14 protein-coding genes and 1 pseudogene are annotated in these 13,103 nt (G+C 42.1%); 10 read left to right on the top strand and 5 right to left on the bottom strand.

The features are described 5' to 3' along the window. Positions 1 to 212: 212 nt before the first annotated feature. Positions 213 to 478 (bottom strand): annotated as a pseudogene (locus PN457_RS11725) (ISAs1 family transposase); the annotation flags it as partial. 65 nt (positions 479 to 543) lie between these two features. Here PN457_RS11725 and PN457_RS11720 point away from each other — a divergent pair. Both PN457_RS11720 and ribD read left to right on the top strand, forming a co-directional pair. Then, the gene (locus PN457_RS11720; protein ID WP_271733503.1) at positions 544 to 690 is read left to right on the top strand and encodes a hypothetical protein; all 147 of its coding nucleotides are present in this window, start codon (positions 544 to 546) and stop codon (positions 688 to 690) included. A 106-nt stretch (positions 691 to 796) separates the two neighbouring features. Further along, complete coding sequence (gene ribD, locus PN457_RS11715) at positions 797 to 2,050, top strand: bifunctional diaminohydroxyphosphoribosylaminopyrimidine deaminase/5-amino-6-(5-phosphoribosylamino)uracil reductase RibD (protein WP_271733502.1); 1,254 nt, start codon at positions 797 to 799, stop codon at positions 2,048 to 2,050. 60 nt (positions 2,051 to 2,110) lie between these two features. Here ribD and PN457_RS11710 read toward each other — a convergent pair whose 3' ends face one another. Together PN457_RS11710 and dpdE are read right to left on the bottom strand one after the other, a co-directional pair. Beyond that, the gene (locus PN457_RS11710) at positions 2,111 to 2,326 is read right to left on the bottom strand and encodes a hypothetical protein (protein ID WP_271733501.1); all 216 of its coding nucleotides are present in this window, start codon (positions 2,324 to 2,326) and stop codon (positions 2,111 to 2,113) included. A gap of 549 nt (positions 2,327 to 2,875) precedes the next feature. Further along, on the bottom strand, positions 2,876 to 6,181 hold the full coding sequence (gene dpdE, locus PN457_RS11705; RefSeq protein ID WP_271733500.1) for a protein DpdE: 3,306 nt from the start codon (positions 6,179 to 6,181) through the stop codon (positions 2,876 to 2,878). Between the two features lie 175 nt (positions 6,182 to 6,356). Here dpdE and PN457_RS11700 point away from each other — a divergent pair, with 175 nt between their 5' ends. The 4 genes from PN457_RS11700 (at position 6,357) to PN457_RS11685 (ending at position 8,589) form a co-directional block, all read left to right on the top strand. Then, positions 6,357 to 6,695 (top strand): hypothetical protein, encoded by a 339-nt coding sequence (locus tag PN457_RS11700; RefSeq protein ID WP_271733498.1) that lies wholly within the window; start codon positions 6,357 to 6,359, stop codon positions 6,693 to 6,695. An 85-nt stretch (positions 6,696 to 6,780) separates the two neighbouring features. Next, entirely contained in the window at positions 6,781 to 7,098 is a 318-nt protein-coding gene (locus PN457_RS11695) for a YtxH domain-containing protein (RefSeq protein WP_271733497.1), read from the top strand. A gap of 44 nt (positions 7,099 to 7,142) precedes the next feature. After that, entirely contained in the window at positions 7,143 to 7,595 is a 453-nt protein-coding gene (locus PN457_RS11690; protein ID WP_271733495.1) for a hypothetical protein, read from the top strand. Between the two features lie 187 nt (positions 7,596 to 7,782). Continuing rightward, on the top strand, positions 7,783 to 8,589 hold the full coding sequence (locus PN457_RS11685) for a TPM domain-containing protein (protein ID WP_271733494.1): 807 nt from the start codon (positions 7,783 to 7,785) through the stop codon (positions 8,587 to 8,589). 38 nt (positions 8,590 to 8,627) lie between these two features. Here the strand turns inward: PN457_RS11685 and PN457_RS11680 are convergent, their stop codons facing one another. Together PN457_RS11680 and dapB are read right to left on the bottom strand one after the other, a co-directional pair. After that, the gene (locus tag PN457_RS11680) at positions 8,628 to 9,314 is read right to left on the bottom strand and encodes a phosphate ABC transporter permease (RefSeq protein ID WP_271733493.1); all 687 of its coding nucleotides are present in this window, start codon (positions 9,312 to 9,314) and stop codon (positions 8,628 to 8,630) included. 18 nt (positions 9,315 to 9,332) lie between these two features. After that, the gene (gene dapB, locus PN457_RS11675) at positions 9,333 to 10,169 is read right to left on the bottom strand and encodes a 4-hydroxy-tetrahydrodipicolinate reductase (RefSeq protein WP_271733492.1); all 837 of its coding nucleotides are present in this window, start codon (positions 10,167 to 10,169) and stop codon (positions 9,333 to 9,335) included. Between the two features lie 203 nt (positions 10,170 to 10,372). Between dapB and PN457_RS11670 the strand changes: the two genes are divergently transcribed. The 4 genes from PN457_RS11670 to PN457_RS11655 form a co-directional block, all read left to right on the top strand. Then, positions 10,373 to 11,149, top strand: coding sequence for a CobW C-terminal domain-containing protein (locus tag PN457_RS11670; RefSeq protein ID WP_271733491.1), 777 nt, complete (start codon positions 10,373 to 10,375; stop codon positions 11,147 to 11,149). Then, a complete protein-coding gene (locus PN457_RS11665; protein ID WP_271733489.1) occupies positions 11,146 to 11,958 on the top strand; it encodes a metallophosphoesterase family protein in 813 nt (270 codons plus the stop codon). The genes PN457_RS11670 and PN457_RS11665 overlap by 4 nt, the downstream gene beginning before the upstream one ends. Before the next feature lie 21 nt (positions 11,959 to 11,979). Continuing rightward, the gene (locus tag PN457_RS11660; protein WP_271733488.1) at positions 11,980 to 12,735 is read left to right on the top strand and encodes a metallophosphatase; all 756 of its coding nucleotides are present in this window, start codon (positions 11,980 to 11,982) and stop codon (positions 12,733 to 12,735) included. 237 nt (positions 12,736 to 12,972) lie between these two features. Continuing rightward, positions 12,973 to 13,103, top strand: a 131-nt coding sequence (locus PN457_RS11655) for an IS630 transposase-related protein (protein WP_271731186.1), incomplete at its 3' end; no start/stop codon positions are given.

Genomic DNA, 13,103 nt, shown 5'->3' with positions numbered 1-13,103 from the left:
GACCATTGTCCGTATAAAATCTTCCTTGTCCACTTTCCTTCCTTGTCTTCGGTAGTCTTGCCTTCACAGATCATATTAAAAACCTACCCTTGTAAGGAAGGGGGTGGGGTCAAACAATAGTTGATACACTAATCATGACTTATCAAACATCCTCTTAGGTTGATTCACAATTAAGAGCGTTGAGAAGCTGAGACAGCAATTGACCAAACTTAACGAATTTCAGTACGATGATGTCCCTTCTCCACCCTGAAAATTTTGTACCAATGCCGTTTCAAACCATTGTTTTACTTGATGATATAAGGTGGGATGATTAGCCTTGAGTGCCAAAAGATAAGCTTTTTTAAAGATAATCTTGTGGGCAATCTCCGTTTGAGTTCCCATGGACTCAATGCTGATAATTGACCCTGCTATCTCCATTAACTCTAAATAATGCCGGAATTGCCGTGATTTCATTGGATTTATATTCCACATTTATCCGTACAACTAAACCATCTTATCAGTGAACTTTAATATCATAAATGCAATAACATTGTATATACACTGATGAAAGAAAAAGTATTGACAATTAGACTCTCAGCACGTAGAAAGCATAAATTAGCTTTATATGCAGTGCAACAAGATAAAACAATTACCGCTTTAATTGAAGAATGGATAGATCGTCTAAAACTTGACAGCGGGAAAGCGGGCTAAAGCCTGCATCGTCGTTTTCATCCCCTGGCTAAAGCCGAGGGGCTTTGAACCTACATCTTTGTAACAACAGCTAGCGTGCAAAATATTGAAATTACCGCCCAAAATTATGGATAATTCGCGTGAAACCTACCCTATTGTATCTCTTGCCCCTAATCCTCAGGACAATGGGCTGATATTGCGAACTGAGAAGTCAGGACTGGCGCTTTCGCCGGTTCAATCGAATTCACCAGAGAACCCCAGAATAGGCAGTGACTTTGACCGGGCTATGATGCAACGGTGTTTGGTACTGGCTGTCCGTGCTTTGGGACGGACTTCACCTAATCCTCTAGTGGGGGCGGTTGTTGTCAAAAATGGAAATATTGTTGGGGAAGGATTTCATCCCGGAGCAGGTCAGCCTCATGCAGAAGTTTTTGCCTTGAAAGCGGCGGGTTTTGGCGCGGACTCAACTCAAGAGAATCACGCTCGTGGTGCCACAGTTTACGTTAATCTGGAACCTTGTAATCATTACGGACGTACTCCCCCTTGTTCGGAGGCCTTAATCGCGGCTGGTGTGGCTAAAGTAGTTGTGGGTATAGTTGACCCCAATCCTTTGGTTGCTGGAGGAGGTATTGCTCGTTTACGTGCTGCAGGTGTACAGGTAGTTGTCGGGGTAGAAGCCGAAGCCTGTTATCAGATAAATGAAGCTTTTATCCATCGCATTTTATATAAACGACCTTTAGGGATTTTGAAATATGCCATGACTTTAGATGGTAAAATTGCTACTAGCTCTGGTCACAGTGCTTGGGTGACAAACCAAGATGCCCGTAGTCAAGTTCATCAACTACGGGCAGGTTGTGATGCCATAATTGTCGGTGGCAATACAGTCCGAAAAGATAATCCTTACTTAACCAGTCATCAAGTAGGATCCCATAATCCCCTGCGGGTGGTGATGAGTCGTCAGATCAACTTACCTCAAGATGCCCACCTGTGGGACACTGCTGACGCTAAAACTTTGGTGTTGACAGAGCCGGGAAGCTCGCCTGATTTCCAACATTTCTTACGCCAAAAAGGGGTTGAGGTTGTAGAGTTAGCATCCCTGACCCCACACCTTGTCATGAACCATTTATACGACCGCGGTTTTTGTAGCGTTTTATGGGAGTGTGGCGGTAGTTTGGCAGCCAGTGCGATCGCTCAAGGTGCGATACAAAAGATTCTGGCTTTTATTGCTCCTAAAATCATTGGTGGTAGTCATGCCCCCACACCTGTAGGTGACTTGGGTTTGACGATGATGAACACAGCTCTGAATTTAGAAAGGGTTAGTTGGCGGGTAGTCGGGTCTGATTGCCTAGTTGAAGGTTATTTACCGCAAAAAAACTCATAGTTAACAGTTCACAGTCAATAGTTAGGACTATTGACTGTGTCATTTGTGAGAATGTCAACTCTAACACTGTCGCTCATAAGCAATATCCCGTATCAGATTCAGCCGAGATTGGATGTAATCACTGAGGTAATCGGCTTCTTGGGGATCTAATAAAGCTTGCTTTGTAGTTTGTTTTACCAGCCATTGCACCAAGCTAGCATCGTCCATCTGCAATAAGATCCTGGTTTGAGAATTTTCTACCACAGACCAAAGCTGACGCAGAATTTTAGGAGTCATTAAGACCTCAAGTTTATCATTAGCTTAGCTTTCCTTAGATTACACAATTTAGTCCGCAGATTACGGCTCAATATACAAGCTGAGACAAGTATTATTAAAAACTTAATAGAAGGATTTATAACTTTATGAAGATTAATTATTCCTTGATGGAAAGATTTAACAAAAAGTTACTCAAACAGTGTTTTTATTATGCCATTTATGATGAATAGCTGTTGTCTCCAGTTTCTGGCTATTAGTTTATTATTAACCACTATAGCTGTTCTCTTCTAGGTGATGTATCTGAAATAGTTAATTGACTACAGATTTCTACAGATAAACACAGATGTTTTTCTCCCTGATGAAAGTGGGAAGACATATATAGCTAATTTGTGCAATTCTACTTGATTTTTAGAGATTTGCGAAGTATTTGGGTTCATTTGTTGATTCTTAAAAACCAAAAACCCCGGTGGTCAACCGGGGTGTTAGAGTCTGGAATATTTAACCAGGACTACCACAACTATAGCAGTTCCTACTTTTTTTACCTGCTAAATTCGAGCATCTTGGGGAGATTTATAGAGGATTTCGCCCAGATACGATGATAAAACCGACAGAATCAAGTCGAATCTGGGGCTGATGAATTCCCTCTAAAATGGCCGCACTCAATGCCATTTCTATTTTTAATTCTTCGGCCAGTGCTGAATCTTGGTTTTGCCGATTTAGTCGCAGTTGTAATTGCTGTACTTTTTTGTTTAATTTCTGCTTGGCGACTGGAGCAGATTGTTGGTATAATTTTATGAATTTACGATGCTGTAGCAATAATTCTCGAGAACGATGACGCGCTTCATAACAAAAATCCTTCCACTGGCTAGGCTCGACAAAAGTATCAATCACTCCTAAGCGTTCTTTTGCCAAATTATAATCCCGAGATTGATCATTTTTCCTATCTTTGTAAGGTCGTTGTAGGATATTTAAGAGTGATTGATCTTCAACCATACTGATGGAATGATTGCGACCATCTATAAAGATAGTTTCTAACAATGGGGGAAATAAAGCATCAACACGCCGTTTCAAAGTTTCGTATTGGTAATTATCGAGTTTGTTGGTTGTTAAAACCTGCTTGACAGCTTCTAAATTTGCTTCGACTACATAATTACATCGGAAGCCAAACCATTCCTTACCTGCTGTAGCATTCCAAGATTCATCCGTGCGCCATAGAGCAAAGGCTTTACCTCTATCATCCCAGTTTATATAGCTGACGAGTGCTTCTACTAATCCTTCCCCCGTCCGAAATAGTTTAATACCTGAATTCTGGTTGGCTACCCGGCGATTGTAACTACCAAATTGTTCTGTATTATGATTAGCGAAGTAAGTTTTCAACTCGTCTAGAGACACCAAAGTGCGAGTTGTCGGTTGATAACGCTTAATTTCTGCGGAATTGGGATTATTAACTAACTTGAATCCTAATGCATCACACATCCAGCCTTCAATTGCTTGTTTAATCCCTAGATGATTAGCATCGTAATCATCTAGGTCTTGAAAATACTTGCAAGTATTTTCATCGAGAATATCAATTTCATCGAGAGCAGTCTGCTCGCTAATTTTCAAGGTTTCGGCGGTGATTTGTTGCTGAATCTGGTCAATCATGGCTAATAATCCCGCAGCACTTGATTTGAACAAAGCTGTTTCTAATTCTGGGAGTTTCTCATCTACGTAAAATTGTAGACTGGCTATTGATTGACCAAAAACACCAAACCCATTTTTCAGAAGTTGATACCAAGCATTGTGTTGACTTTCTTCCAAGTATGGCCCAATCAATGCAAAAGATTGAACTCCAATTTTGCTGCCAATGCGGTCAAATCTGCCAATTCTTTGCTCTAATTGATTAGGTGACCAAGGCATGTCAAAGTGAATGAAGCAGTCGGCAAATTGCAGGTTAAGTCCTTCTTCCCCAGAGCGATCGCACACTAAAATAAAACAGTCGGGGTTATTCTGGAATCGAGTTAAATTTTGGGCAACTTTTTCTCGTGGTTCACCAAATTGATAGCTGGCGACTGTTTGTGCACCAAAGCTATGAGATAAACGTTGGACAATTTGTCGGCAGGATTGTACAAAACTGGTAAATACAACGATTTTTGGTAAAACATCCCCAGGCATGGGGCGGCGAATTCTGTGCTGTATCCTGGTGATTAATTCTGCCTTGTTTCTGCGAACACTGCTGGGGATTTTGAAGTGTGTAGCTAGCTGATTGAGTAGCACGGTGTTTAAATTTTCTGTGCGTTCTCCTTCATCTAGAGGTTGACGCAGAATTTTTAAACAGGATTGTAAAATTTCTTCTTCGCCTGGGAATTTAGGGGTTGTAGTTAAGATGCGAAGATCATTTTCTGGAAACTCTGGGATAAGTTGAGGTGGGGTTTTACCTGTTAGGCGTGTGGTAACTACCTGTTCTAAAATCCCTAACCAAGTACCAGAAGCTAGGAATAACAATAGAAAAATTCGTTGATATTGCTGCTCGTGAGGGGCGACGGTACGCCATTGTTCCATCAGTTGGTGAATATCAAGGGATCGCTCGTCTAAATCATATTCTTCTTTTGGTGTCACATCCCGATCAAATATGACATCTTCCACCGCAGCGCGACGATTACGAAGTATACGACGATGCAGCCGATAGGTTTCGCTAACGTGGGTACGAATAGCTCGGATAATTTCATCTTTCTGAGCAGATTGAGCTTTTAAGCAATTTTCTAAATTGTTTAAAAGGTTGATGACATACTCATCCTCAGCCAACAGATTTCGTAGTTCCTGGAGGTGAGTTGTGAGAACATCGACATTATTTGCACCTCCTGTCAAGCCGAGGAGAACTCTACCAATTTCCCGACAATTTTGTACCCTGGCGCGAAAACCTGGTAAATCATTGAGTTTATAGGTAATTGGGTCAAGCAGGTGCAGCATGGCGAGAAAATTCTGCTCGTGGTTAAGCACAGGAGTAGCAGATAATAACAGCAAGCGATCGCTTTTATGAGCCAGATTTTTACAAGACTCAAAACGCTGACGCATGGCTGCATCCCTAGAAGTAGCCATAGCTGCAATATGGTGGGCTTCATCGAGAATTAAGCAGCCGATATTGGCTTTCTGGTTGATTCTATGGATATCTTCAACCGCCAGCACCACCACCCGTTTGCCAAAATGAGAGATGTAAAATTTATGTTCTAACTCAGTCTGCCATTGTGGGAGCAAATATTGGGGAACCAGTACCACTGCACCTTTTTTTGGTTCATCCAGAAGAAATTGACGGAGAATAGCACCGGCTTCGATAGTTTTTCCGAGTCCCACCTCATCTGCGAGTAAATAGCGTTGAATTGGGTCTTCCAGTACCCGGCGAACAACTTCGACTTGGTGGGGATAAAGTTCAATGTTGGCTGAAATCAGCCCTCTCATTCCATGGCTAACAGCCCGTTGCTGAATCAAAGATTTAACAAAAGTTAATCTTCTGTCATGAAAGTAGGGTGTTTCATGCCCTTTCATTGCCAGAGTTTCAATAGGGTCTGTAATGGGGATATTACAACGGACATAAATTTCTTGTTCCGTGGCAATTGTAGTTTTCTTGTCGGGTAAATCAATTTGATACATTTCTGTATCTTCATCCCAGTTACAAATTCGGCCAATTAACCATGTATCCTGGGTTGGTAAGCTAATGTAGCATCGAGTTTGAGGCTGAAGCCTAACTTGAGATAGAGAATCTAAAGGTAAAGTTTTTTGGAGGCGTTGACCTCCTGAGCAGAAATACTCAACCATCACATTAGGTTGAGATATCTCAGTCACTTTTCCTACTCCCAAATAGTTTTGTTGGGACTGCACCAATGAACCAACCTCAATCATATTTCCCGTTATCTGAAGATCCTAAGAAGCAATAGCAGCTCTCCACAGTAGCTTGATCAGCCAAATCTGGCAACTGAGAAAATTTTCTCTGGGATTTGTAGCTAGAAAGCCTTGTGCAACTGATTGATACTGATGGTCTGAGGCTATGATGAAGTCAGGAGAAAATCAGAGCAGGATGGTAAAGATAGTTGTCTTAATTAACACTCTTATGTCACTGTTACTACTCTACATAGCTTGGCGAGTGTGGAAACTAAAGCAGTGGATAGAGAGCATAGCTGATCAACTGAACGCCTATGAACAAAATACTCATGCATTACTGTATCAAGCACCTGAAAATATTGATATCACCCAGCAAAAAATTTATAGCCTGCGCCAGAGAAACCAAAAGCTACAGTTACAAATTCAACAGGTACGTCAAATTATCAGTCTGTTATTGTTATTAAAGGGATTCTGGGGTCGTTCTTTTGGCGGCATAGGGTTAAGATTAAGCAACAAAACCAAGATTTTCCACTGATATCCTGTCAGGTTCAATAAATTAGATAAAATCCTTTGAACTGACCACGGTAAAAATCACAGCTAAGAAGGAGAGAAATAATCAGATGTCTGATAACCGTTCTGGACTATTTATTGGCGGTTTCATGCTCGGAGCTACTATTGGGGCTTTAACTGGGTTGCTAGTAGCCCCGCGCACAGGGCGTGAAACCCGGAAAATTTTGCAAAAATCTGCTAATGCTATCCCAGACTTAGCAGAAGATTTATCAACAAGTGTACAAATCCAAGCAGATCGTCTTTCTGCCAGCGCCATGAGAAATTGGGATGATACCCTGGAGAAACTACAAGAGGCGATCGCGGCTGGTGTAGATGCGAGTCAACGCGAAAGCCAAATCCTGAAGCAGCAACAAGCTCAAAAAGACTAACATTCTGTTTTCCCGCAATTGTAAAGCTTATATATGGCATCACCGTGATTGATCCCTTATTTTGGTTGGGACTGTCTTTATTATTAGTCGCCACCAGTTTGACTGCTGTTTTAGTAGCGGCCATACCGGCGTTGCAGGAGTTAGCACGTGCTGCGCGTAGTGCAGAAAAGTTGTTTGATACTCTCTCACGGGAGTTACCACCTACCTTAATTGCCATCCGCAAAACTGGTATGGAACTCACAGATTTAACCGGCGATATCGGCGAAGGTGTACAAAGCGCGGGTAAAGTTGTGAAGCAAGTTGACCAAAGCCTCGACATTGCCAGAAAACAGGTTAAAAATGTGCAAATTGGCACTCGTAGCCTGGTTGTAGGTGTGAAAACTGCTTGGAAGAGTTTTACACGCCCAAAACCAACCAGACGAGTTGAACGACTAGCAATTACTGAACAAGCACCGCAAACCTTGAGACAACGTGAAGCCATCAAGCATAGAGACTAGGGAGTAGGGGGGAAAAGGAACTTCTCAATCCCAGCCCCCAGTCTCTAATTTCCATTTTCAAAACTGAGCTTTGCTTAAATACCTTAGATTAGAGTAAAGTAAACAAGTGTAAAGAAGTATTAGTTTTCCCATACTCTTTTAAAACAACTTGTTCACTTCTACTGTCTATATTTGTATAAGAACGTCCATGCAGTCTTGTTTTTGGCGAAGAACTCTGGTATGTATTGCTGCATTTTTTCTAGCTGGGTCTATGTGGGTGATGCACTCGCCTCCGGCGCTAGCTTATGATAATCCTGACTTATTACCCAACTACCAAACTCCAGTTATAGATTTAGCTAAATCTCTCACAGATATCCAAGAAGCAGAACTGGTGACAGATTTAGAAAAATTTGAAGGTGAAACAGGGTGGAAATTGCGAGTATTAACCCAGTATGACCGCACCCCTGGTCGCGCAGTAATTAATTATTGGAATTTGGATGATAAAAGTATTTTGCTAGTTGCTGATTCTCGTGGCGGTAACATTCTCAGCTTTAGCGTGGGGGATGAGGTTTATGAACTTCTACCGCGGACTTTTTGGATAGAATTGCAAACGCGCTTTGGAAACTTGTATTTTGTGAGAGAAGAAGGCGAAGACCAAGCCATTTTACAAGCCTTAAATTCAGTTAAGGGCTGTTTAGTCAAGGGTGGTTGCTCGGTGGTTCCTGGACTCCCTAGAGAACAATGGATACTGACACTGATTACCTCTGTAGTGGGGGGGATAGTTTGTGGATTTGCAGCTCACCCCCAAAAAAAAGGACAGATTATTGCTTGGCAATGGGCTTTAATTTTTTCACCTTTGTGGGGAATTTTGTTTATTGCCTTTGGTATTGGACCAGTAGTGACTCGGACGAGCGATTGGTTACCTTTAGTTCGTAATATTTCTGGTTTTCTCATTGGGGCTTTAGTGGCTTACCTGTCTCCTGGTTTCACTCGCTCTTCTAATGCTGAGTCGTAAATTTATGGGTGCTGAGTAAAAATCAAAATACTCAGCACTTAAGGTTCTACTCTTGGGCGACGGCGTCGTGGTGTTTCTGGTTGTTTCTTGCGCAAACGGCGACTGACTTCATTAAAGAAATCCCTGCGGACATAAGGATAGTCATTCACCCACAAGTCATGACTGGGAATGTATACATCGCTGAACTCTTGAATACTGCTCAAATCAGAACTGTTGGACATGACAATCATTTCGGCGATTTGACCACGAGCAATAACTTTGTGTGCATTCCGCAGTGGCGCTTGTAACTCTACGGCAAATCCTGTATTATCACCGATTTCTAGGTTAATTCTTTTTTCTCGATTTTCAACAATTACTAATTCACCTTTATTGTTTACGGTTTCTTGTTTACCCATCAATTGGTCTGTAATCCACCAATCGATGATTCGACCCCGAAAAAAGCCGCTGTACTTATAACGGCGGCATTTTGCATTGCGGATACTGGCCTGAAATACTGGATACCACAGCCAAAAAAAAGCACCCATTACCCCAACTAAAAATGTAATGGGGCCAAATTCTAGCCTTAACAGGACTTCCCCTAGGAGAATTAGAGCCATGGCTATGACAGAAATTAACAGTCGCTGCAAAAAATTGGCAAATTTACCCGCGTAGTACTGGTACTGAGAGCCAGTAGCAATCAGGGGGATGAGTTGTTCAAATTTTTTCCGAGTCAGTGGGACTAACATAATTGCTGAGTTTGAAGGTTAGAGGATTTTTTCTAATCCATACACTAACGACTTTAGCTGGGAGACTTTGCGAATTGCTAACAGCACTCCTGGCATATAACAGGAGCGATCGCTTGTATCATGTCTCAATGTATAAATTTGACCAGGTGCGCCAAAAATCACTTCTTGATGGGCTATGAGTCCCGGCAGACGTACACTATGAATTCTAATTCCTTCTTGGGCTAAACTACCTCTAGCCCCCGGTAATTTTTCCGTCTCTTCTACAATAGCACTGTTAAAAGGTTTACCGATTTCTCCTAGTAACTGTGCTGTTTGAATTGCGGTACCACTGGGAGCATCAGCTTTTTGGTTATGGTGGAGTTCAATAATTTCTACATGGTCGAAATATTGGGAAGCTGTGACTGCGGCTTGTTGTAACAATACCATGCCAATGGAAAAGTTAGGAATAATCAGACAACCAGTACTAGCCTTTTCGGCAAAGTCGGCTAAGTCGTTGATTTGTTCTGGACTTAAGCCCGTAGTACCAACCACTGGACGAATACCATAGGCGATCGCACTGCGAATATTGTCATACACTCCATCAGGATGGGTAAAGTCTACCATCACCCCTGGAGGAGATTGTCTATCACCAGCTACATAACCTAGCATGGCTTCTAATTGGTTGGTAATGGGGACTTCCAAAGGTTCGCTTAAACCTACCAATTCACCAGCATCTTGGTCTTGATGTTCTGGACTGGTGTCAATTGCAGCCACTAAGTTTAAGTCTGGCGCTTGTGCCACTGCCTTAATGACTTCGCGGCCCATTTTGCCCGCCGCACCGTTTACAATAACTGGAATAGGAGCTTGATTAGTCATGTTTAGAGAAATACTTTAATAAGGCAATTGTAGAGAATTTTTACGGTAAACTTCCATAGTTCCGGTTATAAGGTCAATTAAAATACCAATTTGACTACCAGACACATTAGTCCTCCTAAAACACCTAAGTCTATTTTGGCATTTCCGTTGCCAGTCAGGGGTATTTAGGTGACAAGTGCTATGAAAATGATTATCATTTGATTATGAGTATACCAATGATTACCGTTGTTGCGGGGCCGGCTGGTTGTGGCAAAACTACTTGGATTTGTCAACAGCTAGGTAATACACTTTGTGCTGAAAACGCCATTTATTTTAGTCCTGGAAGTGGGAATGTCCCCATTGACCAAGTACGCCTAAGTGCTGAATTTCCAGAGGTGAAAGTTTTTACTGATGGACAAGAAGTAGAATTTCTCAACCAGCTAGCAGGCGCACAGAAGATTTATATAGAAATAGGATTTTACTTAGAACTAGGAGCAATTAACCAAATTATCGGCAATGTACCATACCAGTCTGTAGCAATCTTACCATCACACCTGAAAGATTCGGAATATCACATCTGGGGAGAAAAAATTGTCAAAGGGCTAGATGTTGAAACCAGTATTGCCGAAAATCAGATTTGGCGATCGCCTACCAATGGTGAAATTATCGACGAGGATAGTTTGAATGAGTTTTGGTATGAACTATCTCAGGGTGCTTATGGTAAAGTCAGCCGTGCTAAGGGAATTTTTGACGTTGCTGATGGTAGAGCGCTATACGCGGATTTTGTGGCGGGTGTAGGGATAACAGATTTTTTAGAATTAGACTTACCACGCCACTTAGAAGGTAGGCCGCGGCGATTTAGTGGCTTAGAAATTTGGGGACAAAACTTGGACGATCCCGCCATGAGAGAAACATTACAAGATTGCTATTTGTCAGACGCAGCGATCGCACAATACCAAGAACAAGTAAAACAGATACTAGTTGAGGAGAGTATACAGTGAAAATAGCCGTTATGTCATGTATTCATGGCAATTCTCAAGCCTTAGATAGCGTCTTATTAGACATAGACCAGCAAAAAGCTGATAAAATGTTTTGTTTAGGCGATTTAGTCGGATATGGGCCTGATCCCAACGGGGTAGTTACACAAATTCGTTCTCTAGATATTCCCACCTGCGTCGGCTGTTGGGATGAAGACATAGTAGAAGGCTTGAATGCTTGTGATTGTAGTTATCCTTCCTTATTAGCTGAGAAACGGGGAAAAATTGCTCACGAGTGGACAAACAAAGAAATACATCCAGAACACCGGCAATTTTTCGCCCAATTACCCCACAGTTTACGTGAGGAAAATTTAGCTTTCGTTCATGGTAGCCCCCACAGTAACCACGAGTACCTGTTACCAGAACTTGACGCGTTTTCCGCCTTAGAGCGAGTAATGTCCACAGATGCTGATGTACTTTTTTGTGGACATACCCATGTACCTTATGTCCGTGATTTAGATGCAAGTAGTTTACAAATTCGTGTCCAAGGACAGGAAAAAAAAGCGAAAAAAATAAGCTTTACCACCTCTTTGAAAAGGATTATTAATGTTGGTTCTGTAGGGGAACCGCGACATGGTCGCCCCAATGCAACTTATGTAATTTACGACACAAATACACAAGATGTGAGTTTGCGGGAAGTACCTTATGACTATCAGAAAACCTGTGCTGCAATTATTGAAAAGGGTTTACCAAAAATATTTGCTTGGCGTTTAGCCCGGGGGTTGGAATTTGCGGAAAGGGCTGATGACCCGACTCATGTTTGTACTCGTTGAAATCTAAAATCCAAAATTTGTATGACTAAGTGGGCAATTTTAAGCGGAATTGAAGGTAATTTGGTGGCCTATGAGGCCGTAATGGCTGATATTAAGCGTCAAGCTAATGTCGAAGCGTTGTATATTTTAGGTGATTTAGTGGGGGCCAGTCGCGAAACTGAACAGTTAATCAAACGGGTGCTGAACCCCCGGCGCGGAGAACCAGAACCACTGATTTGTAAAGGTTGGTGGGAAGAACAATGTTTGATTCTGCATGGACTGGGAGGAAGTGGGGAACCTACACAATTGATGGGGAAATATGGGGGAGAAACAGTTAAATTGCTCTGGGAATGCGTTTCCCGTCCTATGGCACAATGGTTAATGACCTTAGACTTTGGTTTCTTTGAACTGGATTCTTTGTTAATTCACGGTACAACGGTAGCAGTTGACGAGGAACTTACCCCAAACACTTCCCCAATTCAAATCCTAGACCGCTTGTCACGAATGCAAGCCAATAATTTGTTTTGTGGTCGTTCTGGTTTGGCTTTTCAATATCAGCTACAAGCAGGGTCAATTACCACGGGAGTCACAACTCTAGATAGTCCCGCTTCTCCCCAAACTGTGCAAATCTCGGCGCGTCAAGTTGTCGGGGTGGGTAATGTTGGCAAACAGCCAGGGGAGGCAATTTATACTCTCTATCATCCAGGGACTAATCATGTAGAGTTTAGAACAGTCCGCTATGGACTGAGTAAGGGTTTTCAGTACCCGTCGGATGTCAAAGCTAAAATAGCTAACTGATTAAGATCTCTTGTCGGCGCACCTTGGATCAAAAGTGCTGAGTAAGGATATAAAGAATAGACAATTCCAGTGTGGCTGACATTGACACTCCAAAATGGTTCAGTACCAAAAGCTCGGAATTCTTTATTCTGGGGGGTTGAATTCCTGGGAATGAGATATATAGCAACCGCCAAGGTAATTTAAGCATAAACTATAAGTAGTCCCTTTTCATGTGAAGCGATCGCTTGCTACAGGTATATGCCCAAGCCGTACAGTTACGACCTTCGTCAAAAAGTAATCCAAGCGATTGAACTCGATGGCTTGAAGAAAACTCAAGCCAGTCAAATGTTTAATATTAGTCGCAACACCATCACCCTATGGTTGAAGCG

It is taken from the genome of Anabaenopsis arnoldii (assembly GCF_028331025.1).
In the GTDB taxonomy this organism is placed as follows: Bacteria; Cyanobacteriota; Cyanobacteriia; order Cyanobacteriales; family Nostocaceae; genus Anabaenopsis; species Anabaenopsis arnoldii.
This window is presented reverse-complemented; position numbering and strand designations above follow the sequence as displayed.

Bases quoted from the DNA above. Each gene is read 5' to 3' on its own strand.
- PN457_RS11695 (WP_271733497.1), top strand. From the start codon at position 6,781: ATGTCTGATAACCGTTCTGGACTATTTATTGGCGGTTTCATGCTCGGA.
- PN457_RS11685 (WP_271733494.1), top strand. From the start codon at position 7,783: ATGCAGTCTTGTTTTTGGCGAAGAACTCTGGTATGTATTGCTGCATTT.
- PN457_RS11720 (WP_271733503.1), top strand. From the start codon at position 544: ATGAAAGAAAAAGTATTGACAATTAGACTCTCAGCACGTAGAAAGCAT.
- PN457_RS11710 (WP_271733501.1), bottom strand. From the start codon at position 2,326: ATGACTCCTAAAATTCTGCGTCAGCTTTGGTCTGTGGTAGAAAATTCT.
- PN457_RS11700 (WP_271733498.1), top strand. From the start codon at position 6,357: ATGGTAAAGATAGTTGTCTTAATTAACACTCTTATGTCACTGTTACTA.
- dapB (WP_271733492.1), bottom strand. From the start codon at position 10,169: ATGACTAATCAAGCTCCTATTCCAGTTATTGTAAACGGTGCGGCGGGC.
- PN457_RS11660 (WP_271733488.1), top strand. From the start codon at position 11,980: ATGACTAAGTGGGCAATTTTAAGCGGAATTGAAGGTAATTTGGTGGCC.
- dpdE (WP_271733500.1), bottom strand. From the start codon at position 6,181: ATGATTGAGGTTGGTTCATTGGTGCAGTCCCAACAAAACTATTTGGGA.
- PN457_RS11680 (WP_271733493.1), bottom strand. From the start codon at position 9,314: ATGTTAGTCCCACTGACTCGGAAAAAATTTGAACAACTCATCCCCCTG.
- ribD (WP_271733502.1), top strand. From the start codon at position 797: ATGGATAATTCGCGTGAAACCTACCCTATTGTATCTCTTGCCCCTAAT.
- PN457_RS11670 (WP_271733491.1), top strand. From the start codon at position 10,373: ATGAGTATACCAATGATTACCGTTGTTGCGGGGCCGGCTGGTTGTGGC.